Source organism: Chryseobacterium sp. Marseille-Q3244 (assembly GCF_940807095.1).
Taxonomy (GTDB): domain Bacteria; phylum Bacteroidota; class Bacteroidia; order Flavobacteriales; family Weeksellaceae; genus Chryseobacterium.
This window is the reverse complement of record NZ_CALNWX010000003.1, coordinates 354,657-377,662: the sequence shown is the minus strand read 5'-3', so window position 1 is coordinate 377,662 and position 23,006 is coordinate 354,657. Positions and strand designations below refer to the sequence as shown.

Sequence of the window (23,006 nt, the reverse complement as noted above, 5' to 3'; positions counted from 1 at the left end):
GAAATCAAAATTATAAACAATAAAATAAAATTATAGAAAATGGCAAAATTAAATTTCGGAGGAGTAGAGGAAAACGTAGTAACAAGAGAAGAATTTCCGTTGAAAAAAGCTCAGGAAGTATTAAAAGATGAAGTAGTAGCGGTAATCGGGTATGGTGTACAGGGGCCGGGACAGGCACTGAACCAGAAAGACAATGGAATTAATGTGATCGTAGGACAGAGAAAAAATTCTAAATCCTGGGATAAGGCAGTGGCAGATGGTTTTGTTCCGGGTGAAACTTTATTTGAAATAGAAGAAGCTTTAGAAAAAGGAACGATTATCTGTTATCTGTTGAGTGATGCTGCGCAGATTGAATACTGGCCAAAAGTAAAGCAACATCTTACCCCTGGAAAAGCTTTGTATTTCTCTCATGGGTTTGGAATTACCTTTAATGAACGTACAGGAATTGTTCCTCCGGCAGATGTAGATGTCTTTTTGGTAGCTCCAAAGGGATCAGGAACTTCATTAAGAAGAATGTTCCTTCAGGATAGAGGACTGAATAGTAGTTTTGCCGTTTATCAGGATGCAACAGGAAAAGCAAGAGAAAGAGTAACGGCTCTGGGAATTGCCATAGGAAGCGGATATTTATTTGAAACAGACTTTAAAAAAGAAGTGTATAGCGATCTTGCCGGAGAAAGAGGAACCTTAATGGGAGCGGTACAAGGAATATTTGCAGCACAATATGATGTTTTGAGAAAAAATGGTCACAGCCCATCAGAAGCTTTCAATGAAACGGTAGAAGAACTTACCCAATCATTGATGCCACTGGTAGCAGAAAATGGAATGGATTGGATGTATGCGAATTGCAGTACGACTGCTCAAAGAGGAGCTTTGGATTGGTGGAAGCGTTTCAGAGATGCAACTTCGCCTTTATTTGAAGAATTGTATGATAATGTGGCTAAAGGAAATGAAGCACAAAGGTCCATTGACAGTAACAGTAAGCCTGATTACCGGGAAAAACTGGAAGTTGAATTAACAGAATTGAGAGAGAGTGAAATGTGGAAGGCAGGAAAAACTGTACGAAGCCTGAGACCAGAAAATAATTAATATCAAAAGAAAAATGAAGACGGGAGAAACCTATTTATCTGTATTGGATAAAGTTTACCAAGCGGCCGAAAGACTTAAAAATGTTTGTGTCAGAACTCCTTTAGCTGTTAATAATAATTTATCAGGAGTTTATAATGCTCAAGTACACTTCAAAAGAGAAGACCTTCAAAGAGTAAGGTCTTATAAAATTCGTGGGGCTTATAACAAAATGTCAACCATGCCAGAGGAAGAACTTTCCAAGGGAATTGTTTGTGCCAGTGCAGGAAATCATGCTCAGGGAGTTGCTTTTGCATGCAGTACCATGAAAGTGAAAGGAACTATTTTTATGCCTTTACCCACTCCGGGTCAAAAACTGGAGCAGGTTAAAATGTTTGGTGGGAACTACATTGATGTTGTTTTGCAGGGAGATACCTTTGATGAAGCAAAAGATGCTGCGATGAGGTTTTGTAATGAAAATGATGGAACATTCATCCATCCATTTGATGATCCTGCGATTATTGAAGGGCAGGCCACAACAGCATTGGAAATCCTTGAACAGTCTGATGAATCCATTGATTATCTTTTTGTACCAATAGGAGGTGGTGGATTGGCGGCAGGCATTTGTTCCGTCTTTAAAGAATTGTCTCCCCAAACCAAAATCATTGGAGTAGAACCTTCCGCAGCGGCAAGCATGAAAAAGGCTCTGGAAAATGGTAAACCCGTTCACCTTGAAAAGATAAGCCGTTTTGTAGATGGTGCAGCAGTGCAAAAGGTAGGGAGTCTCACGTTTGAATTTTGTAAAAATAGATTGTATGATGTAGTTACGGTAGAAGAGGGGCTTGTATGTGAAACGATTCTTTCCTTATATAATAAAGATGCTATTGTGGTGGAGCCGGCCGGTGCTCTTTCTGTGGCTGCTTTGGAAAAGTATAAAGATAAGATTGAAGGAAAAAATGTGGTTTGCATTATCAGTGGAAGCAATAATGATATTACCAGAATGGAAGAAATTAAGGAGAAAGCTTTGCTGTATGCTAACTTAAAACATTATTTTCTGGTAAGGTTTCCACAGCGTCCCGGAGCTTTGAAAACCTTTGTGATGGATGTGCTTGGGCCTAATGATGATATTACTTTTTTTGAATATACCCAGAAAAATTCAAAAGAAAAAGGAATTGCAGTAGTAGGAATTGCATTGAAACAAAAAGAGGACTTCACACCACTAATGGACAACATGAAAAGGCAGGATTTTTTTGTCAACTACCTGAACAATGATCCGTCTTTGATGAATCTGCTGATTTAGTTGTTCTAAAGATGATTCTAAAATCTAACCCTATTTTTATTAACCACGAATGCACTAATGATTTTATTGGTGCACCCGTGGAATTAAAACAAGAAAAATCCGGCTCACTTCAGTGAGCCGGATTTGGTCATTTTATCGTTCAAGCGTAAAATTTGAAATTACTTTCGGACGTTCAGTCTCATTGGCAACTTTCCAGGAAGTTCTGTACATCCATTCTGTCATTTTATATAACTTCTTGTAATTGATGTTTTCAGATTCATCCTGTGGAGTGTGGTACTGATCATGCAGTACACTGGTGAAGAATATGGCGGGAATACCCACTTTAGCATACGGAAGATGGTCACTTCTGAAATAAAAATATTCAGCATGATTAGGGGAATCCCAATCTTTTAAATACTTAAACTTGGTACTCTCGTTATTGGCATCTTCAGCCATTTTTACAAGTTCCTCAGAGTTTTTATGGGGAGCATTTCCTCCTAATAAAGCCGCTTCATTATTATCATTTCTTCCGATCATATCACCATTTAACACAGCTACAATACTCTCCTTCGGAACTACGGGATGTGCAGCATGCCATCTTGAACCTAGTAAACCTCTTTCTTCAGCCCCATGGAAGACAAACAGGATACTTCTTTTTCCTGGTTGCTTTTTGTAAGCTCTTGCCATGGCTAACATCGCGACGCAGGTACTGGCATTATCATCAGCACCGTTGTAAATGGTGTCATTTTTTACAGGATGTCTGATCCCGTCATGATCCTGATGTCCACTTAATAAAACATATTCTTTTTTAAGAACAGGATCTGTTCCTTCAATTTCCCCAATGATGTTTACTGAAGGATATTTATACGTTTCAGTCATCAGGTTAAGAGCAACTTTAGGATTGTTTTTTACCCAGGCAGCATTCTCTTTTTTGATCCAAAGAACAGGAATATTGTTCGTTATTTTTTCTCTAAGTCCTTCTACACCATAGGTTCCTCTGGTCATTTGAGGAAGAACTTCTACCCAGCTTTTTTCAGAAATATCATCTGTGATGAAAATGATTGCTTTTGCTCCCAGTTCACTCGCTTTGTTGTAGTATTTTGTTCTCACAAATCCTGGATATCTTCTTACAAAAAGAGTCATTTCTTTATCAATGTTTTTGTCAGAAGCATTTACTGCAAGAACTTTTCCTTTAAGGTTAAGTGTAGAAAGATCTTCCGGCTCTGTATTTCCTGCATATACAACTTCAGCATCTATAGAAGCGTTGACAGGTTCCGCAACAAGAAAATCCTTCCATAATTTCAATGGAGTATCTCCGATTTTCAAACTGCTTTGTGGAGTAGTCTGATGTCTGTACATATCAAAAAACTGGAAAAAAGTTCCATGATCACCCGCTGGCTTCATTCCAGCCTCCTTGGCTTTATCTGCTAACCACATCGATACTTTTAACTCATCCAGTGTTCCTGCTTCACGGCCCCAGAACTGATCCGCAGCCAGTTCATACATATCCTTTCTGAGATCAGCTTCTTTGATGGCTGAAACTAAAGGCTTTTTATAGCTCTGAGCATTTCCGATACTGAATACAAGAAGACCCAGTAAAGAAAAAATATAATTCTTATTCATTGGCTTTTAATTTAGGCTACCAAGTTTATCAGCAAACTGTTTGGAGAACTCTTTTCTATCTTCTTCCAGTTTTTCTGCATCAGCTGGTAAAATATAGTTGAAAAGGATCTTATCCTCTTTATCTAAAAATATAATTTCTTTTTCATTCCCATCAATCATCTGTGAGAAAATAGCCCACATGGAAGTATCTTTTAATTTTAATAATTCAAAAAAGTCTTCCGCTTTTATTTCTATTCTTTGCATGTTCTTGTATGTATAATTTTTTGATTAAAACTCAAGGAATTTTAATTTAAACTGTATCGCAAAATTCTGTTTAAATTGGGGAGTAGCATAATAACCCACTCTGTAGAATAACCCCAGATTGAAATAGCTGGAAAGGAAGTTATTCCATTCCAATCCGACTTCCTGATACAGGTGATCCAATTTTTTAAACCTGAACTGGTGGTATTCCGGATGCTTCATGTCTCCAATCGTTCCACGAAGTACAAAATCAAAGCTGGAAACATTGTGTCCGAAGCTTTTAAAGTACAAAGGCAGTTTGTGTGTGAAATAATAAGCAACAAATTTATCGTTGTAATATTTTCCGCCTTCCAAAGTAGCAAATCCGAGGAATGAAGTAAGGTTAAAATTAAAATCTTTGCCGGGAGAGGCTAGCCCGTTCATCGTAAAGTTCTTCCAGATAGGAGCTTCTCCTAAAACCACTCCACCATACAACCTGAAACCTGTTGTTCCGATTGCTGTTTTAAAATTATGAACAAAAAGGGCATCAAAACGGGAATAATTGAAACTTCCACCTGCCATTTTATAACTTTGTTCATAATTGAAATACAATTCCGGATATTTCTGATCAATCAGAGATTTTCCCTGAGGAGTCATAATATTGGTAGAATTCGGTGAATACTTTAAAGTAAATAAGGTATTGAAATTCTTGAATGAAGATCCGGCATCCATGAACTGATAATCAAACTGAGCTTCCTCAATATTTCTTCTTACGGCAAGCGCAAGGGTAAGACCGTTTGTTACATCATTCAGGTAAGATATAGAAGCACCTTTGAAGTGGAAATATTTATCATTGTTAAGGTTATTTCCAAAATTCATCATCCTCATCTTGAAATTCCATAGTCTTCTGTAAAATTCCCCTGAAGCCGTTACATCATCATAAAAATCAAATCTGAAAAATGAATTTTTTTCCAATGTTGTTTTGATATCTATTCCCATCCCGTATTTCCATCTTCTATCTTTTACTCCGTAAGCAAAATAATAATCAGGAGAGAAATAAGGATTGAAATTTTCATTGATCTTTGCCTTCAATCCCAGTCTGAATCCTTCGTAGGAGTTATAATTGGCAATTTCATCCACGGCAAAATCTACAACACCCACTCTGATCTGTCCGTTAAGCAATCCGGAAATGATCTGGGCTTTACTGTCAATTTTATACTTTTTACCAAGACTGTCAATGGTTTTATAAGTATTCTGTTCCCTTTCAGTGAGGGGTTCGGCTCTGTATCGGTCAAGAGAATGCCCGTCAATACTTTTTACAGAAAAGGTATATCCCTTAAAATCCTGGGCTTTTTCTTCAATAGGAGACTTGAAATCAAAATATTTTGAGGTAAGAAAGGCATAGGTGCCAAAACTTTTTTTATCCTTTTTATCGGTATGCTCCTTGTCATCCATTGCCATTTTACCCATTTTAAGCTTGGTGGTTTCATGGGCAAGGAACCATTTGTTGTTATAAAAAATCCAGGTGCTGGTGATGATTCCGTCGTTTTTACTTTTACTGAAGTTCTCAATCTTCTTGATTCCATACGTCTCAGTATCAATATAGATGGCTCCGGTGTATTTTCTTTTTTTATCAGGATTTTTATAATTAACCTCACGAAATCGGATTACAAAGTTTTTTCTTCCGTCAAGTTCTATGGTATCGGAAAGGAAGTATCTGTAAAGACCTCTGTTTTCCGGTTTTACCTGTTCCGGAACAATATCTCTGTTACTTTGCTGAAGAGCGATCATTTCATAGACCGGCTGCTTCAGGCCTGAAATTCTGTTATCAAGGATATTGATTTTTTCACCATATTTTTTAGAGTATAAAAACTCCTGAGCTCTTTCCCAAAGGAAGAGTTTACTGTTTGCAAAAATTTTTCTTGCACTGATGTTATTCAATGAATCCTTTTCTCTTTTTTTCTTGAAGAAGTTTAGGTCATTAAAATATTGATTGAACTGAGTGAGACTGTCCTGATCAATATCAAGAGAAATTTTTTCGTAAGATTTATAAGCGTAAGAACCCAAGCTTTTAGGAGAATTTTCATTGAAGAGTTTATTCACCTTTTTCAGGATTTCTAAAGCTCTCGGATCACTTTTATCTTCAATGACTACCGTTTCAATATTGGTGGTTTTTGAAGTTTTTTTGGTCAGAAAAACTTCCATACTACTTTCTACAGTGGCCGTTTCCTTTTGGTATGATTCTGCTTCAACTTCTATGTTTTTGCATTCCGCTTTAAATTCCAGAATTCCCTGTGTGTCGGTATAGCCAAGAACGTTACTGCCACAGAAAATCTTTGCTTTGGAAACGGGCTTTTGACTGGCAGCATCAACAACCTTAATTTTAAGCTGTGAATACCCCAAAAAACATATCAGGAAAAAAAATAATTGTAACCCCTTTTTCATGTAAAAAAACTATGTCAAAATTAATAATATTTATTGTGCTAGAAAAGTTTTTAACAGAGTATAACATTGATTTCATCTAATATAAGGATGAATATTTTCCTAAAACACTCGTTTCAAATTCTGCCTTTAGATGGTGTTTCTATATTTTCTGAGAATTTCCAATAAAAAAACTCCTGAATTCTGTCTGTTCAAGAGTTTTTTACCGTTGTTTAAATACCGGATTATTTATTGGTCATCTAAAGCCTTCATAAATTCAATAATATCATCTATTTCAGGATCAGTCAGCTGCAGTGGGGTATCAGAAAGTGTTTGGTTTTCTACCTTAAATCCGAAACCTTTTCCACCACCCTTATTGTAAAAATTCATGACCTCTTTCAGTGTTGTATAGCCTCCGTTGTGCATATAAGGAGCTGTTTTATGAATGTTTCTGAGAGTAGGCGTTTTAAAGGAATGCTGTAAGGCAGCTACTGTTTCATGAAACTTTCCTCTTCCCAGATCATTATCAAATGTTTTATTTTCTCCATTGATAGCTATTCCCAATACTTCCTGCTCTGTTTTTTTGAAAGTTGGGGGAACGGTACCATTAAATAAGGGAATAAAATGACATATCGCGCATTGGGCTTTTCCGACAAATAAATTAAAGCCACGCTTTTGACTTTCGGTCATTGCCGATTTATTTCCCCGCATATATTCATCAAAATTGGAATTGAATTTTGCTAAAGAACGTATATAACTTGCCAATACATTCTGAAGCTGCCACACCTCAGCCTTTTGTGAATGATAAATCTTTTTAAATGCCGCCTGATAGTTTTTATCTTGGTTAATTTTAGCAAGAATGATCGTTAAATCTCCATGCATTTCTTCTTTATTAGAGATAACATCTGAGCTTTGCCCTTCCAGGTCATCCTTCCTCATATCCCAAAACTGACCATGCTGAAACCCTGCATAGTTGAGGGAAGGAGCATTCCTGGCAAGTTCTGAATTTTCGAGCGACATTGATTTCGCAAGACCATCAGTAAAAGCTTTTTCAGGAATGTGGCATGTTGCACAGCTACGATTGTTGTTATTTGATAGCATGTTATCCTTAAAAAGCTGCTGTCCAAGAGCTGCCTTTTCTTCAGAAAAAGCATATTCTTTTCCGGGAGTGAAAGCATTAGGATTGAAGGCATTTTTAGAGAAAAATGTAGCTGCATTTTTGTTTAATGCTGTCGTTACCTCCACATCCGGGATTTTTTCCTGATTTTTAAAATCAAGCAACAGCGTAGTGATCTTATTGAGATGATCCGGGATGAAGTTGACATAATCGAATGTATTTTTATCCGTATTTTTTTTCAGGATTTCTGTAGCTGCATTAATCTCCGTGATAATACTTTTCAGGGCTTTATTTTTTGATCTGTCGGTAGATATTTGTTCCAATGTTTCTTTAATGCCTTCCAATGAAGAAGGGATTTCTTTTAAAAACACTCCAGAAATGGGGGTGTCAAAACCTGAAATTCCCAGGCTGGAAATTCTGAAAGCTTCCTGCCTCAAAGCATCAAAAACCTGATCTTTACTAATGGTTATGACCTTGAAATTAGTTTTTATGGTATTGCTTTTATTGATGAGTTTGTTGAGCATTCGGTTCACCTCATCTTTATTCTCTTTCTGGTAAGGATAAAACATTTCCTCTAAAACCTGCAGCCCTTCAGGTTCTATTTCTGTATGTTCATCCATTTCTATTTCAGGAAGTGCCGGTCCGTTGATGAATCTGGCAGAGTGGGGAAGGAAGTACTCTATGGCCCATTCCATTTTTTTATAAGTCTTTCTGATACTCTCAAACTTCTCCTGAAGAAGCTTTTCATCAGAGTCTTTGGAAACAAGGGCTTTCAGTTCATTGATCTGTTTTTCAAAATCAGTGTTTGTGGTGATGATCCTGCTTTTTACAGAACCCAGGTCTTCATATATTGGCTGCTGTTTTTCACTTTTACAATAGGAAAGGACAAAAAGAGCTGTTGCAGAATATAAAAGAAGAAGTATCGGATATTTTGAAAGTTTCTTCATAAGTATGAAAAAGTATCAACAGTGATTTTCTGTTGATACTTTGATTAATAGAGAGTAATTAAAACTATTTTTCTACGTTTCTGATAATTACGATTTGCCCACCTTCTTTATTGGTGTTAACTCCGGAACCGTCAGGGTTTTTAAATTTATCCAGCTGCCATGTGTGAGAGTGAATATTCACAGCAAATGTATTAGGAACGCCGATGATATCAGAAATATCAACCATTGCTCCATATTCCCATGAACCGAATTTCTGAAGATCTCCGGATTGGTTGTATGCTGTATTCCATGCAGAATTCCCTCTGTTATGTTTCATATTCAGCCATGGCTTATATTGCTTTGTAGCGATATTTAATTGCCAGATATAAGAATCATGGTTCGCTGCTTTGTAATAGGAGTCTCCATCTTCCTGAATGTAAACATAGTTTTCAGTTACACATAAATTATCAGGATTAATCAGGTTATTACCCGGGTTAGAATCTCCTTCCGCAACTACTTCTAATTTTCCTGTCAGCATATTTCCGGAGTTAAGAACAAGTTTGTAAACTCTTCCCCACATCGTTAATCCCGGCTTTGGATTTACACCGTCAGAAGATTCTCCAGTTGCAGTAAAGTAGATCTCTCTTCCTTTTCCTGCCCCTTTTCTATAATCTACATCTTCAACCCTTGAAAAACGGATAGCATTATTATCAATGTTTTTCTGATTGATCTGAGCTCCGGTAAGGTTTTTGGCGTTAGGAATCTCAACAAACTCTACATCGTAAGAGCTTCCTTTCGTCATATCCGTTTCAGTATAGTTGTTATTTGTTCTCTTCAGCGCATATAATTTACCGTTGTTCAGGTCTCCCTGAGTGTCTGCTACATACATAATCAGCTGTCCTGCAGACTGGTGAGAAGAAGAATAAGACTGATCTTCCCCAATTAAGATATAAGATTTTCCATTAGAAACATCTTTAGGAAGAGGAACTGCATTTTCCATAGAAGCTTTTCCTAAAGCAGGTTTTACTCTGGTTTTATCCGATGCCTGGGAGGCTGGTGCTAATGGATCCAGCGCATGAACCATACTTTCTTCACCAGATTCTCCGGCAGTAAGAAATGCACTGAAGCCATGAATTTCGGGAGTTGCCAAGGTAGCAGAGCATAATCTTGTCATTCCTCCGGTCCCATTTAAAATATATTCTCCTTTTACAGGTCTGAACGTTTTATCCAGATATACTCTTGATACAGATTGTTTAATCTCGTGGTTGGTAATCATCAGATAACCGTCGGATTTAGGATCTTTCATAATTCCCATTCCGTCCGGCTGTCCTCCAAAAACGAAATCAGGAGAACCTGGAAGAACATCAGAACTGGAAATAAGCGTGGTAATATTTAAGTTCTCAAAACCAGTCATCCCATACACAAAAGCGGACTCTTTAGAGAAGTTTTCAATCTTGATTTTGTCGTTAGCAGAAGAATTATTGTCACTTCCGTTATTGTCTTCACTGCAGCTCTGGAAAATAAGAGCGGCAAAGAACAAAGCTCCAATAGTTTTGTTAATTTTCATAATTACTTTTTTTGAATTTCGATTATGACAAAACTAAAGACCTAGTGTTAATTAGACTTTACGGCGAGAAAACAAATAGTTTAAGATTAGGTCAGGATTTGTTAAGCGAAGTTCAATAATTAGAACGGTTATAAATAATTTATTGCCTGTTGTAGCAAAATCAAGATTTCCACTATCACCTTTTTTTGCAAGGCCCTTTACCCTAAGTGAATAAAATTACTTTCTTAATGGATAATTATTTATTTTTAACAAATTTATAATTTGGATTAACGCATTGCCGAAAATCAAATGTTATGTACTCTTTAACCGCTTAATCAGAAAACTAAACTCTAACCATGAAATATTTTATCCCTATTTTATTTTTATCCCTAGTCGGGTGTAAAAGTGTCCAGCAAGTCAGTAAACAGAATGTTGAAAATGCAATAACAAAAAATGCTCTTCAGTTATTAGAGGACAAAAGATTTCATTCTGTTTCCGTTGCAGTGCTTAAAAATGGCGAATCCACCATAAAGCATTTTGGAGAATTAACGATTGGAAAAGGAAATAAACCCAACGATTCTACACTTTATGAGTTAGCTTCTGTAACTAAAACCTTTACAGGTTATATAGCCGCTAAAGCTGTGCTTGATAAAAAAATAAATATGGATGATGATATTAGAATCTATCTTAACGAACCTTATCCCAATTTAGAATTCAAAGGGGAACCTATAAGAATTAAGCACCTTATCACTCATACAAGTGGATTTCCTAATTTTCCAATAAAAAGCGAAAATAAAGAGGCCTTTTTTGAAGGATTAAAGCTCATCAAAATTGAAACGAAACCTGGAGAAGTATATTATTATTCAAACACAGCTCCTGAGGTGACAGCGTATATACTTGAAAAAGTGTATCAAAAGCCTTTTGAGGAATTGGTCACTGAATTTGTTTTGAAACCCAATAAAATGAACCAAACCAAGTTTACACTCAATGAAAATGATAAGACAAGATTGGTAAAAGGCTATAACGATAAAAACGAATTAATGCCTAACTTCAAAAGAACTTTATGGGGTGGAATTTCAGGATTGCACTCTACGGCTCCGGATTTAGTGAAATATATGAAATTACAACTTGACCAATCCAATCTTATTGTCAATGAATCTCATAAAAAATTATATAAAGAAGGTTCTGATTTTTGGGAGGGTTATCATTGGTACATCATAGAAAATGGGAATAAATTAATCTATAGACATCATGGAGGCATATACGGAATGCAGAATTGGTTTGTGATTTATCCTAAACAAAATATAGGAATATCCATATTGACCAATACCAGCTTTAATGAAACTGGAGAAATTTTAGAAAAAGTAGTTGATAATTTGTATGATGACTTACAGGTAAACTAAATTTAGCAAATACAAATAATCCCTTTCAAAAATTGAAAGGGATTATTGTTTATATTAAATTAGGATAATGAAATCCTTAAAACCGCAAAGGGTAAGAATTAATTAAATATTCAAAGCTTTCTGATAAGCGTTTTCCAATCCATCAAGGTTTTTACCACCTGCCGTAGCAAAACCAGGATTTCCACCACCACCACCTTGGATTTCTTTAGCAAGATCTTTCACAATAGCTCCTGCCTGATAATCTGCTGCCAGATCATCAGAAACTCCTACGGTAATCATTGGTTTGCCATCCGCATCAGAAAGAATGATCGTTACTGAAGTTGGAATCTCTTTCTTCAATTGGAATACAATATCTTTAACAGATCCAGCATCTAAAGAAGTCTTTTTTACTAATAACTGTTTGTTACCTTTCTGCTCATAAGCATTTTTCCAATCACCGATTTCTCCTTTTGCCTTTTCTTTTTTAAGAGCGTCAACTTCAGATTTTAATGATGCATTTTCCTCGATTAATTTCTCGATAGATCTTACAACATCTTTAGACTTCAGCAATTGAGAAAGTTCAATAATCTGTTTTTCAAGACCCTTGAAGTATTCTTCTGATTTGTCTCCTGAAATAGCTTCAATTCTTCTGATTCCTGCCGCTGCAGAACCTTCAGAAGTAATTTTGAAATGACCGATTTCACTGGTATTTTTTACGTGAGTCCCTCCGCAAAGTTCCTTAGAACTTCCGAATTGGATCATTCTCACATGGTCTCCATATTTTTCACCAAATAAAGCCATTGCTCCTTTCTCTAAAGCTTCCTTAATTGGAATACTTCTGAATTCCTGTAATGCAATACTTTCTTTGATTTTGTGGTTTACTTTTTCTTCAATTAAGGCGATTTCTTCTTCAGTCATTTTATTAAAGTGAGAGAAGTCGAAACGCAGATAATCAGGACCTACGTAAGAACCTTTTTGCTCCACGTGAGTTCCTAAAACATCTCTTAATGCCTCATGTAAAAGGTGAGTTACAGAGTGGTTACCCTGAGAGTTCTTTCTGTCTGTTGCATTTACTTTAGCATAGAAAAGAGCTCCTGCATCTTTCGGAAGACCGTTAATCAAAGAAATGATTAATCCATTTTCTTTTTTAGTCTCCAGTACTTCGAAGCTTTCAGTGGCATTCTCAAGAACACCTTTGTCTCCAACCTGTCCACCACCTTCAGGGTAGAAAGGAGAGCTGCTTAATACCACCTGATAAAATTCTCCGTCTTTATTTTCTACCTTTCTGTATCTTGTAATATAGGTTTCAGATTCAATCTGGTCGTATCCAACAAATGTTTCAGGTTTTTCTTCCAATGTTACCCAGTCATAAACTTTCTGAGCAGAATCCGCTTTTGAACGAAGCTTTTGTTTCTTCATTTCAGCTTCAAATCCTTTCTCATCAATCGTTAATCCTTTTTCCTCAGCAATAATTCTTGTCAAGTCATCAGGGAAACCATAGGTATCATACAATTCAAAAACCTCTTCGCTTGGTAATACTTTCAGATGATCAGCAATGGTCTGTTGAATCAATTTATCAACTCTGATCAGACCATTTTCAATAGTTTTTAAGAATGAATCTTCTTCACTTTTGATGACTTCTGTTACCAAAGTTCCTTGCTTTTCAAGCTCAGGGAAGAAAGCTCCCATTTGTTCCTGAAGAACAGCAACCAATTTGTAAAGGAAAGGTTCTTTCATATCTAAGAATCGATAAGAATAAGAAATTCCTCTTCTCAAAATTCTTCTGATAACATAGCCAGCTCCTCCGTTTGAAGGCAATTGTCCGTCTGCAATCGCAAAAGAGACAGCTCTGATGTGATCGACAACTACACGAATGGCAATATCTTTTTCATCTTCTAAAATTCCTGTATATTTTTTCCCTGAAAGTTCTTCAACCTTCGCAATTAATGGAGTAAAAACATCAGTGTCATAGTTGGATGATTTCCCTTGAAGCGCCATACAAAGACGCTCAAAGCCCATTCCTGTATCTACATGTTGAGCAGGTAATTTTTCCAGAGAACCATCTGCTTTTCTGTTAAATTCCATGAAAACGAGATTCCAAACTTCCACCACTTGAGGATGATCGTTGTTCACTAGTTCCAAACCAGAAACTTTAGCTTTTTCTTCCGGAGTCCTTAAATCAATATGAATTTCTGAACAAGGTCCACAAGGTCCGCTTGCGCCCATTTCCCAGAAGTTATCCTTCTTATTTCCGTTGATGATTCTATCCTCTGCAATATGAGATTTCCAGAAATCATAAGCATCCTGGTCTCTGTTAAGGTTTTCAGATGCATCTCCTTCAAAAATCGTTACGTATAAATTCTCTTTTGGTATTCCGTATACTTCAGTCAGTAATTCCCAGGCAAAAGCAATAGCCTCCTTTTTGAAGTAATCCCCGAAAGACCAGTTCCCCAACATTTCAAACATGGTGTGGTGGTAAGTATCTCTACCTACATCATCCAAATCATTGTGCTTTCCTGAAACTCTTAAACACTTCTGTGTATCGGCAATTCTTGGGGCCGTAGGTGTTTTGTAGCCAAGGAAAAAATCCTTGAACTGCGTCATTCCTGAGTTGGAAAACATAAGGGTAGGGTCGTCTTTCAGCACAATAGGAGCTGAAGGAACGATAAGGTGCTCCTTACTTTTAAAATAGTCTAAAAATTTTTGACGTATCTCTTGTGATGTCATAGTATTGCTTTTGCTTTTTTTAATATCAAATTTTGATAAGATGCAAATTTAAGATTTTTAGGTGATTTAATATCCAATATTTGATATTTTCAAGGATGTTTTATCAAATGCCGGATATAATAATTACTCATGGTTAGGAATATATGCTCTTATAGACTCTTAAATTTTTATGGTAACTCTAATTTTATATTAATTTATTATTTCGCTCTGTCATAGTGAAACGAAGAATCTAAATTCATCAATGAAATTCTTCTTTCGTCAAAATGATATTCAATAGGTAAAAACTACCTATTGAATATCATTTTTTATTTTACGGATACATGCAAAGACCAGCATTAATTTTTGCCATAAATGCACGAATTATCTTCTTTACATAAATCCATAGAATAAGGTTATTCGTGCATTCGTGGCCAATATAACAGTGTATAATTTTACCGGAGATAAAATCCTTGTGCTTTAAAAACAGTCTCATGATCTCAAATCTTGCGTCTTTACGTTTTCCAACAACAAGCATTCACTCCAAGAAAATTTTTGTCATTTCCATTTAACTTATTACCTTCGTTAAGATCTGAAATAAGATAAGAACAACCTATTATAATGATGAAAAACGAAATTCTGAAAAGCTGGATAGATCAATATTCCGGACCGCTTTTGAAGAAAGCTTTATATATGCTTTCCAATAAAGAAGATGCTCAGGATGTTGTTCAGGATGTTTTTATTGCTGCCTTTTCCAATTATGATTCTTTTGAAGGGAAGAGCCAGCCACTCACCTGGCTTATGGCTATTCTTCAGAGAAAAATTGCTGATTTTTACCGGAAAAAATATAAATCTGAGCCTAATGTAAGGCTGGATCACTTTTTTGATGAGTCAGGGTCATGGAAAAATAATGATGTGTTGAATGACTGGAATGTTTCCACCGAATCTGAACTGTTAGACAATCAGGAATTTAATAAAACCCTTGAAGAATGCATCGAGGAATTGCCTACCAGATGGAAAATTTTACTAAAAATGTATTATCTCGAAGAAAAAAAAGCGTCCGATGTGAGTCAGGAATTGAATGTTTCCACGACTAATCTTTGGAAGATCCTTCAAAGAACCCGGATGCAGCTTAGAGAATGTCTGGAGTTTAATTGGTTTTCAAAAGTATAGAGATGATAAGAAAGATTCTACATATATTATTTTTACCATGCAGTGAAGCCACTTTGCTGATGGAAAAGCGTAATGCCCAAACAATCTCTCCCAAAGAAAACAGGAGATTGAGCCTTCATATTGCTGTCTGTAAATGGTGTAAGGCCTATAATGAAAAGTTGAAGTTACTGGATAAGATTTTTAGAAAGACACTGACAGAAAAAAATGCTGAAATTAATGAATCTGAAATTCAGGATTTTAAAAATAAAATGATTGAAAAACTAGATTTCTAAGAAAAATTTTGTCAGGATTTTGAAATAGTTCCGACTATACTTTTGAAAACAATAAAAGTATTAATTCAAAATCTAAAAAAATGATCGGAACAGTAAATCAATCGGATAAACATTCATCAAGGTATTCCCTGGGATATTATATTTCTCTTTTCGGAGCAGCGCTTATATTGCTTTGGATCGGGGTTTTCAAATTTACTCCAACTGAAGCAGCAGCTATAAAGCCTTTGGTGGAAAACCATTTCTTAACCTTTTTCGTATATAAGATAATGAGCGTCCAAACTGTATCAAATCTTATCGGAGTGATAGAAATTATCATTGCTTTATTACTGATATTTAGTGCGAAATTTGCTGTACTAAAAAGATATGCAGGAATAGGAATGGTTGTTACTTTTCTGGTGACATTAAGTTATTTATTTACGACTCCGGGAATGTGGAAAATAGTAGATGGAGTTCCTGTCACAGACTTTTTTATTTTAAAAGATCTAATGCTTTTAGGATTTGGATTCATGATATTAGAAAAAAAATAAATAATGAATAAAAAGCTAAATATGAAAAATATATTAATTGTACTCGGAATTGTTCTGGGTATTGCAGTCTTTGCTGCCGGAAGCGGGCTTTTTAAAAAGAATAAGCCTATTGAAACAGACATAAAAAAAGAAAAACAGGAAATTATGGATAATAAAAATGTCAGGGAAATTTATTTTGCAGGTGGATGTTTTTGGGGAACAGAGCATTTCTTTCAGCAGATTCGTGGGGTTGTAGGAACAGAAGTAGGATATGCCAACGGAAAAACTCAGAATCCAACCTATGAAGAAGTGGTAAGCCACACAACAGGATTCGCAGAAACAGTGAAAGTGAAATATGATCCTGAGCAAGTAGATTTGAAGCTGTTAATTGATTTATATTTTAAAACGATTGATCCTACGAGCCTTAATCAGCAGGGAAATGATTGAGGAGACCAATATAGAACAGGAATTTATTATACTGATAAAGCCGATGAGGCCCTTGTAAAAAATGAAGTTCAGAAATTGGCAAAGGGATATAGCAAACCGGTTGTAGTAGAAACTATTGCTTTGAAAAACTTCTATAAAGCGGAAGACTATCACCAGGATTATTTAGATAAAAATCCTGGAGGATATTGCCATATTGAACCGGGACTTTTTGAAATGGCGAAAAAAGCCAACCCACTTCCAAAAGCAACAACGTATCAAAAGCAGGATAAAAAAGCTTTAAAGCAAAAACTGACAGCAGAACAATATAACGTAACGCAGGAAAATGGTACCGAAAGAGCTTTTCAAAATGAATATTGGAACGAAACCCGTGAGGGAATTTATGTAGACATTACTACAGGAGAGCCTTTGTTTGTTTCTACCGATAAATTTGAATCAGGCTGCGGATGGCCAAGCTTCTCAAAACCAATTACCAAAGGTCTGATTGATGAAAAGCTGGATCGTACTCACGGAATGACAAGGGTAGAGGTAAGAAGTAAAACCGGAGACGCTCACTTAGGACATCTTTTTACAGATGGGCCAGAGGATAAAGGAGGACTTCGTTACTGTATCAACAGTGCTTCTCTGAAATTTATTCCCAAAGCTGAAATGGAAACAAAAGGATACGGAAAATATCTTCCGTTGTTAGATAAAAAGTAAATTGAAAGAAAGAGGCTGCCACATGGCAGCCTTTTATTTTAAATGGTATGTAAAGGATTGATATCTTTCTTTACAACTTAAGATTGAAAGATAAGATAGGATAAGGAATCCCATTATCAAAAAATAAGCTTCTTTGGTCAGGTGAGAGAAAAATGCCTGTGTTTTTTCAAAAAAATTAGGCTTTGGGATGTCGCTGACAATGGAACCGTCATCTATTCTGTAAATAACATCATCACAAAGTTCACAGGGTGCTGTTGGTAGATTTGGATAAGCAATAGTAACAGGAACAAGTAAATTTCCTGTTTTTTCCAGATCCACCGCATATTCTTCATGTTTAGAAATATGCATATCATTAAGCAGAGAAACAAAATCTCCATAGGTGTTTTCATTCCCTAAAATAAACTCTATGCCGGTGTATTTCTCATTTTTTCTTTGTAAGGCATTGACTTCTGAAACATATAAGTCTGAGTTTTCTTTTGCTTTACCAGCCGGAACCTCTATTTTTTTGAGATTCCAGCTTCTGAATGGTTCAAGACCACCATTAGGGTTGCTTTTGTCTTTATCTAATTTGGGAGGAATGCTCATATCCACCACTGAAGTGGTTATTTCTTCAATTTTTCGGTTTCCGAAATGCCAAAGCAAAATAGGAATAACTAAAGCACTGATAAGCCCCGGAAAATAATATGTTTTTTTCATTCCTTTCGTTTTAATAAAATTAGAAAATAATGTCCGAATGAAAAAGTAAATTACCAGATCACTTTACTATTTAATGGAATTGAATACAAAATAGAGTTGTTTTGATAAAAAACAAATTAAAATGATATTAAATTCTGATACTTTCATAGACTTTCAAGATTAAAATATTAAATTTGATAGAACTAATAGGGAATTATGAAGTTAATTGAACTCGCAGAAGAACTCAATGTCTCTGCAGAAGCGATAAAACAGTTTATACAGGATTTTGATCTTGAATTAGTAGACTGCGTCAGTACCAACTTTGAAGTTAAGGAAGATTTTGAGAAATTTGCCCGTGAAAATGTAGATTTTTTAAGGCTATACGAAAAGGACCTGGATAAAGATAAAACCTTGGAACAGATTGCTGAAGTTATCAATCAACCAAAGGAGAAAGTTGAAAAAGTGATAAAAGATAATAATCCTAATATTTTTGACAATGGCTTTTTCAAATCTTCAATTTCAAGCTATGGCATCGATAATAAACTGGGTGGAAATTATCAGTTTGTATATGATTATTTCGGACACAAAACCAGTCTGCAGAAAAGAGATTTTATAGGCTACAGAGATTTGTTTTTCTACACATCAGCGGTTCTTGAACCATTTTTAAATCCGCAGCAGATCAAAGATTGGGGCATCAATAAACCGGCAGGAATTATTCTGTATGGCCCTCCCGGAAGCGGTAAGATTTTCTGGGCCAATAAAATTGCTGAAATTATAGGCTACCAGTTTAAAGAAGTGAAAAAGCATTATCTGGGGACTTCACTGATTGACGGGAACCATATCAATTTTAGTGATTTTCTTTTAACCATGATGAAAGAAAATAAGATGCTGCTTTTCCTTGATGATTTTGATGAAATTATGATGGAAAGAAAGGCAGATAATGATATTGCGTCCTGTAACCTGGAAGCTCAGGAACTGATTCTTCATTATATCGGAAAATTTGAAAAAGAAGGCGTACTAATGGTGGGTTCTGCTAATTCTGTATCCGAAATTGATGAAGAAATTTTAGCACCCGGAAGGTTTGATGTGATGATTCCAATATTTCCACCTAATGCCTCCGAGCGTTCAGAAATTATTTTATATGCGATGACCAGAGGGCTTGAAGAAGACTCTCTACTGTATAAAATCCTAAAAAATAATAAAGCAGATAAGGTTCCTTTCTGGCATGAAGTTTCATCAAGAATGAAAGCCTTTAGTAATACCATGCTTATTGATTTTACCCAAAGTTTAAAGAAAAGAATCAAAAACCTTTACCAAAGAACCCGAAATGAAAAACTAAAAATTGACCAGAAACTTATCAATGGAGCTTTACGGGATGCTGCAGCAAAACTTACAGAAGAATATCTGGATCAGGTAGCTCGGTTTTTGGCAGATGCTATCATCAATAACTTTGACGAATTCCAGTTTAGAATTCAAGCTCTGAAAAATGAATTAGAAACTTACAAAGTGGTTGAAGAACCCAGACGTGCCATTGGGTTTCAGCATAACGGAGAGAAAGAAGAGTAGGCGAGATTCTGGGGTTCAGGGATCTAGGATACAGGCTATAAGATGCTAGGATCTCTTTGTCTATTATCTTTTTTGTTTCATTATAAACACATCAATTACTCATCACTCATGATCAGCATTTGGGAACAGGAAACCTTTTATCGTAAAAGAGATATTATCATTATTGGAGCAGGATTCTCCGGACTTTGGACGGCTATTTCCATTAAGGAGAAATCTCCTGAGAAATCTGTATTGATTATTGAGAGAAATGCCGTGCCATTAGGTGCTTCAACACGGAATGCAGGTTTTGCATGCTTTGGGAGTCTGACAGAAATTATTGCCGATTCCCAAAAAATGGGTTGGGACAAGACATTAGATATCGTTAAAATGCGGTTTGAGGGACTTCAGAAGATCACACGATATTTTAAAAATGAAGAAATAGATTTTGAGTTGAATGGAGGATATGAAATTCTGAATAATGAAGAATCCCTGCAGCATATCAAGCAAGTCAATCAAAAGCTTAAATCTATAACCGGACTTCAAGACACCTATTCCTTACAACAGCATAAAATAAAAGAATTTGGACTGCATAAATCTCAATTTTTGATTGAGAATCCCTGTGAGGGAAGCCTGCATTCTGGAAAGCTAGTACAGAAACTTTTAGAAAGATGTCATGAATTGAAAATTGAGTTTTTGTTTGGAACTGAAGTGAGACATATTGATGAGACATCCCAGCAATTGAATGTTGGTCTTTCGGAAGAACTTTCCATTCAGGCTAATCAATTAATTCACTGTACCAATGCATTCAGCTCACCATTTTTGGAAAATGAGAATATAATTCCTGCCAGAGGACAGATTTTACTTACTGAGCCTATAGAAAACTTAAAGCTGAAAGGTACTTTTCATTATGATGAAGGGTTTTATTATTTCAGGAATGTAGGAAACAGAGTTTTGTTAGGCGGCGGAAGAAATCAGGATTTTAAAACCGAAGAAACTACAACACTTGAAACCACAGAGTTTCTGCAGTGTCATTTAGAAAACTTCTTACAGGAAGTTATTTTGCCTAATCAGGATTTCAAAATTGCACTTCGATGGTCAGGAATTATGGCGATGGGAAATGAGAAAACTTCAATCGTAAAGCAAGTTTCAGACAGACAGTTTTGTGCTGTACGACTTTCCGGAATGGGAGTAGCATTAGCCCCGAAGATTGGAGAGATTGTGGGAGAAATGATAGGGTAGAGATAATAGACAGAAGACGACAAATAAGAGATAGAGAAAAGAAGGCTAAGATCTATAATTTTATACTCTTTATACCCCTAAACTCTAACCCTTGAACGTTAAACGTCAAACTTTAAACTTTAAACCCTGAACATTGCATGCTTAGCTTTCCACTCTGAAAGAAAACCCTTATTTTTGCAAAAAGAAAAAATCGTGATTAACAACGACCAGATAAAAGAAGTTCAATCCAGAATTGGTGAATTACACAAATACCTTCAGATTGAAAAGAAGAAGATAGAAATTGCCAATGATGATGAAAAAACTGCAGCACCTGAGTTTTGGGATAATCCTAAAACGGCGGAGGCTTTCCTGAAACAGCTTCGTTCCAAGAAAAAATGGGTAGAAAGCTATGATGAGATTCATTCACAGTTTGAAGATATGCAGGTATTGGTAGATTTTGCCAAAGAAGATCCTGACTCTGAAAAAGAACTGGATGAAACATTCCCTCAATTGGTAGAAAAAATCGAAGATCTGGAGTTCAAGAATATGCTTTCCAATGAAGGAGATGAGCTATCTGCAGTTCTTCAGATCACTGCTGGTGCCGGTGGAACAGAAAGTTGTGACTGGGCATCCATGTTGATGAGAATGTATACCATGTGGGCAGAAAAACAAGGGTATAAAATCCGTGAACTGAATTTCCAGGAAGGAGATGTAGCCGGAGTGAAAACCGTTACCCTTGAAATTGAAGGTGAGTTTGCTTTTGGATATTTAAGAGGCGAAAACGGAGTACACAGATTGGTAAGGATTTCACCTTTTGACTCAAATGCCAAACGTCATACCAGCTTTGTGTCCGTATATGTTTATCCTTTAGTAGATGATACGATCGAAATTAATATCAATCCTGCTGATATATCTTTTGAAACGATGAGATCTTCCGGAGCCGGAGGTCAGAACGTAAACAAGGTAGAAACAGCTGTACGTCTTCGTCACGCTCCAACCGGAATTATCATTGAAAACTCAGAATCCCGTTCGCAGCTTCAGAATAAAGAAAAAGCGATGCAGCTCTTACGTTCCCGATTATATGAAATGGAATTGGAAGAACGTATGAAGGCCAGAAATGAGATTGAAGCTAACAAAATGAAAATCGAGTGGGGAAGTCAGATCAGAAACTACGTCATGCATCCTTACAAACTGGTAAAAGATGTACGCTCAGGTCATGAAACATCAGATGTGGATGCTGTAATGAATGGAAACCTTACTCCTTTCCTTAAAGCATTTCTGATGGCCGATGGTACCGCGGTTTCCGATGATGACTTAGACTTATAAATATCATATAAAATTTTAGTTAAAATCTTATAATTAATTTTTGTTTCAGACATTTTAGACTTATTTTTGTTGTTCATCAATATATATGGAAGATTTCAATAGCTGGAAGGATTTATTAAACCCTGAGTTTTACATTAAAATGGGAGGGTTTTGGCTTATTTTATTTATTGTGTTTGCTGAAACAGGTCTTTTTGTAGGATTTTTTCTACCTGGAGATTCACTATTGTTCGTTTCAGGAATTTATGCCGTTGAAATCATCAAAGAGACTTTTGGTTCTACAGGAAGTGACTTCTTAGATACAACAATTCTTGCCTCCGGAGTAGCTCTTGCTGCTATTATTGGAAATGAAGTAGGATATTATTTCGGAAGAAAAGCAGGACCTGCTTTATATAAAAGACCGGACTCTATGCTTTTCAAGAAGAAGTATCTGTATCAGGCTCATGACTTCTTTGAAAAACATGGAGCGCTGGCAATCATTATGGCAAGATTCTTACCTGTGGTGAGAACCTTTACTCCGATTGTAGCAGGAATTGTAAAAATGGACAAAAAAGAATTCTTAAGAGATAATATTATTGGGGCCGTTTTGTGGTCATTTATCCTGATCTTCGCAGGACATTATCTTGATAAACTTTTCATGGAACAGTTTGGAATCAATCTGAAAGAAAAACTGGAATACATCATCATTGTTATTGTATTGGTAACAACGCTTCCGGTGATTATCAAATTTATGTTTGGAAAGAAAGAAGATTTCTCTAAATACGAAAATAAAGACTTTGAATAATATTCAAAGATCTACATACAATGTAAGGCTATCCCGAAACGGATAGCCTTTTTTATGGGCATTAATGATTCATACTAAGCTTGTTGATT

The 23,006-nt window shown here is 36.0% G+C and carries 17 protein-coding genes and 1 pseudogene; 11 read left to right on the top strand and 7 right to left on the bottom strand.

Annotation, left to right across the window (positions count from 1 at the left end; genetic code table 11):
- The first annotated feature begins 39 nt into the window (after positions 1-39).
- Complete coding sequence (gene ilvC / locus NBX25_RS07460; protein ID WP_250253316.1) at positions 40-1,086, top strand: ketol-acid reductoisomerase; 1,047 nt, start codon at positions 40-42, stop codon at positions 1,084-1,086.
- A gap of 13 nt (positions 1,087-1,099) precedes the next feature.
- Complete coding sequence (gene ilvA / locus NBX25_RS07455) at positions 1,100-2,362, top strand: threonine ammonia-lyase IlvA (RefSeq protein WP_250253315.1); 1,263 nt, start codon at positions 1,100-1,102, stop codon at positions 2,360-2,362.
- A 132-nt stretch (positions 2,363-2,494) separates the two neighbouring features.
- Here the strand turns inward: ilvA and NBX25_RS07450 are convergent, their stop codons facing one another.
- The 5 genes from NBX25_RS07450 to NBX25_RS07430 form a co-directional block, all read right to left on the bottom strand.
- Positions 2,495-3,964, bottom strand: coding sequence for a M20/M25/M40 family metallo-hydrolase (locus NBX25_RS07450; RefSeq protein WP_250253314.1), 1,470 nt, complete (start codon positions 3,962-3,964; stop codon positions 2,495-2,497).
- 6 nt (positions 3,965-3,970) lie between these two features.
- The gene (locus NBX25_RS07445) at positions 3,971-4,207 is read right to left on the bottom strand and encodes a hypothetical protein (protein WP_123908467.1); all 237 of its coding nucleotides are present in this window, start codon (positions 4,205-4,207) and stop codon (positions 3,971-3,973) included.
- Positions 4,208-4,231: 24 nt separating this feature from the next.
- Entirely contained in the window at positions 4,232-6,628 is a 2,397-nt protein-coding gene (locus NBX25_RS07440; protein WP_250253313.1) for a hypothetical protein, read from the bottom strand.
- A 225-nt stretch (positions 6,629-6,853) separates the two neighbouring features.
- Complete coding sequence (locus NBX25_RS07435) at positions 6,854-8,668, bottom strand: cytochrome-c peroxidase (protein ID WP_250253312.1); 1,815 nt, start codon at positions 8,666-8,668, stop codon at positions 6,854-6,856.
- Positions 8,669-8,732: 64 nt separating this feature from the next.
- On the bottom strand, positions 8,733-10,214 hold the full coding sequence (locus NBX25_RS07430) for an alkaline phosphatase PhoX (protein WP_123908464.1): 1,482 nt from the start codon (positions 10,212-10,214) through the stop codon (positions 8,733-8,735).
- Between the two features lie 335 nt (positions 10,215-10,549).
- On the opposite strand from NBX25_RS07430, the gene NBX25_RS07425 reads away from it, so the two are divergent.
- A complete protein-coding gene (locus tag NBX25_RS07425; RefSeq protein WP_250253311.1) occupies positions 10,550-11,596 on the top strand; it encodes a serine hydrolase domain-containing protein in 1,047 nt (348 codons plus the stop codon).
- 102 nt (positions 11,597-11,698) lie between these two features.
- Here the strand turns inward: NBX25_RS07425 and alaS are convergent, their stop codons facing one another.
- The gene (gene alaS / locus NBX25_RS07420) at positions 11,699-14,302 is read right to left on the bottom strand and encodes an alanine--tRNA ligase (protein WP_250253310.1); all 2,604 of its coding nucleotides are present in this window, start codon (positions 14,300-14,302) and stop codon (positions 11,699-11,701) included.
- A gap of 597 nt (positions 14,303-14,899) precedes the next feature.
- Between alaS and NBX25_RS07415 the strand changes: the two genes are divergently transcribed.
- The 4 genes and pseudogenes from NBX25_RS07415 to msrB all read left to right on the top strand — a co-directional run bounded on the left by NBX25_RS07415 (position 14,900) and on the right by msrB (position 17,372).
- Positions 14,900-15,451 (top strand): sigma-70 family RNA polymerase sigma factor, encoded by a 552-nt coding sequence (locus NBX25_RS07415; RefSeq protein ID WP_250253309.1) that lies wholly within the window; start codon positions 14,900-14,902, stop codon positions 15,449-15,451.
- A gap of 2 nt (positions 15,452-15,453) precedes the next feature.
- On the top strand, positions 15,454-15,723 hold the full coding sequence (locus tag NBX25_RS07410) for a hypothetical protein (RefSeq protein WP_123908461.1): 270 nt from the start codon (positions 15,454-15,456) through the stop codon (positions 15,721-15,723).
- Positions 15,724-15,803: 80 nt separating this feature from the next.
- On the top strand, positions 15,804-16,250 hold the full coding sequence (locus NBX25_RS07405) for a DUF417 family protein (RefSeq protein WP_250253308.1): 447 nt from the start codon (positions 15,804-15,806) through the stop codon (positions 16,248-16,250).
- A gap of 21 nt (positions 16,251-16,271) precedes the next feature.
- Positions 16,272-17,372, top strand: a pseudogene (gene msrB / locus NBX25_RS07400) (peptide-methionine (R)-S-oxide reductase MsrB).
- 33 nt (positions 17,373-17,405) lie between these two features.
- Here the strand turns inward: msrB and NBX25_RS07395 are convergent.
- Positions 17,406-18,068, bottom strand: coding sequence for a hypothetical protein (locus tag NBX25_RS07395; protein ID WP_250253307.1), 663 nt, complete (start codon positions 18,066-18,068; stop codon positions 17,406-17,408).
- 195 nt (positions 18,069-18,263) lie between these two features.
- Here NBX25_RS07395 and NBX25_RS07390 point away from each other — a divergent pair, with 195 nt between their 5' ends.
- The 4 genes from NBX25_RS07390 to NBX25_RS07375 all read left to right on the top strand — a co-directional run bounded on the left by NBX25_RS07390 (position 18,264) and on the right by NBX25_RS07375 (position 22,917).
- Positions 18,264-19,613, top strand: coding sequence for an AAA family ATPase (locus tag NBX25_RS07390; protein WP_123859833.1), 1,350 nt, complete (start codon positions 18,264-18,266; stop codon positions 19,611-19,613).
- Between the two features lie 108 nt (positions 19,614-19,721).
- Positions 19,722-20,831 carry an NAD(P)/FAD-dependent oxidoreductase gene (locus tag NBX25_RS07385; RefSeq protein WP_250253306.1) on the top strand — a complete coding sequence of 370 codons (1,110 nt, stop codon included), beginning with the start codon at positions 19,722-19,724 and terminating at the stop codon, positions 20,829-20,831.
- A gap of 192 nt (positions 20,832-21,023) precedes the next feature.
- Positions 21,024-22,136 (top strand): peptide chain release factor 2, encoded by a 1,113-nt coding sequence (gene prfB / locus NBX25_RS07380; RefSeq protein WP_123911753.1) that lies wholly within the window; start codon positions 21,024-21,026, stop codon positions 22,134-22,136.
- An 85-nt stretch (positions 22,137-22,221) separates the two neighbouring features.
- Entirely contained in the window at positions 22,222-22,917 is a 696-nt protein-coding gene (locus tag NBX25_RS07375) for a DedA family protein (protein WP_123908455.1), read from the top strand.
- The last annotated feature ends 89 nt before the right edge of the window (positions 22,918-23,006 follow it).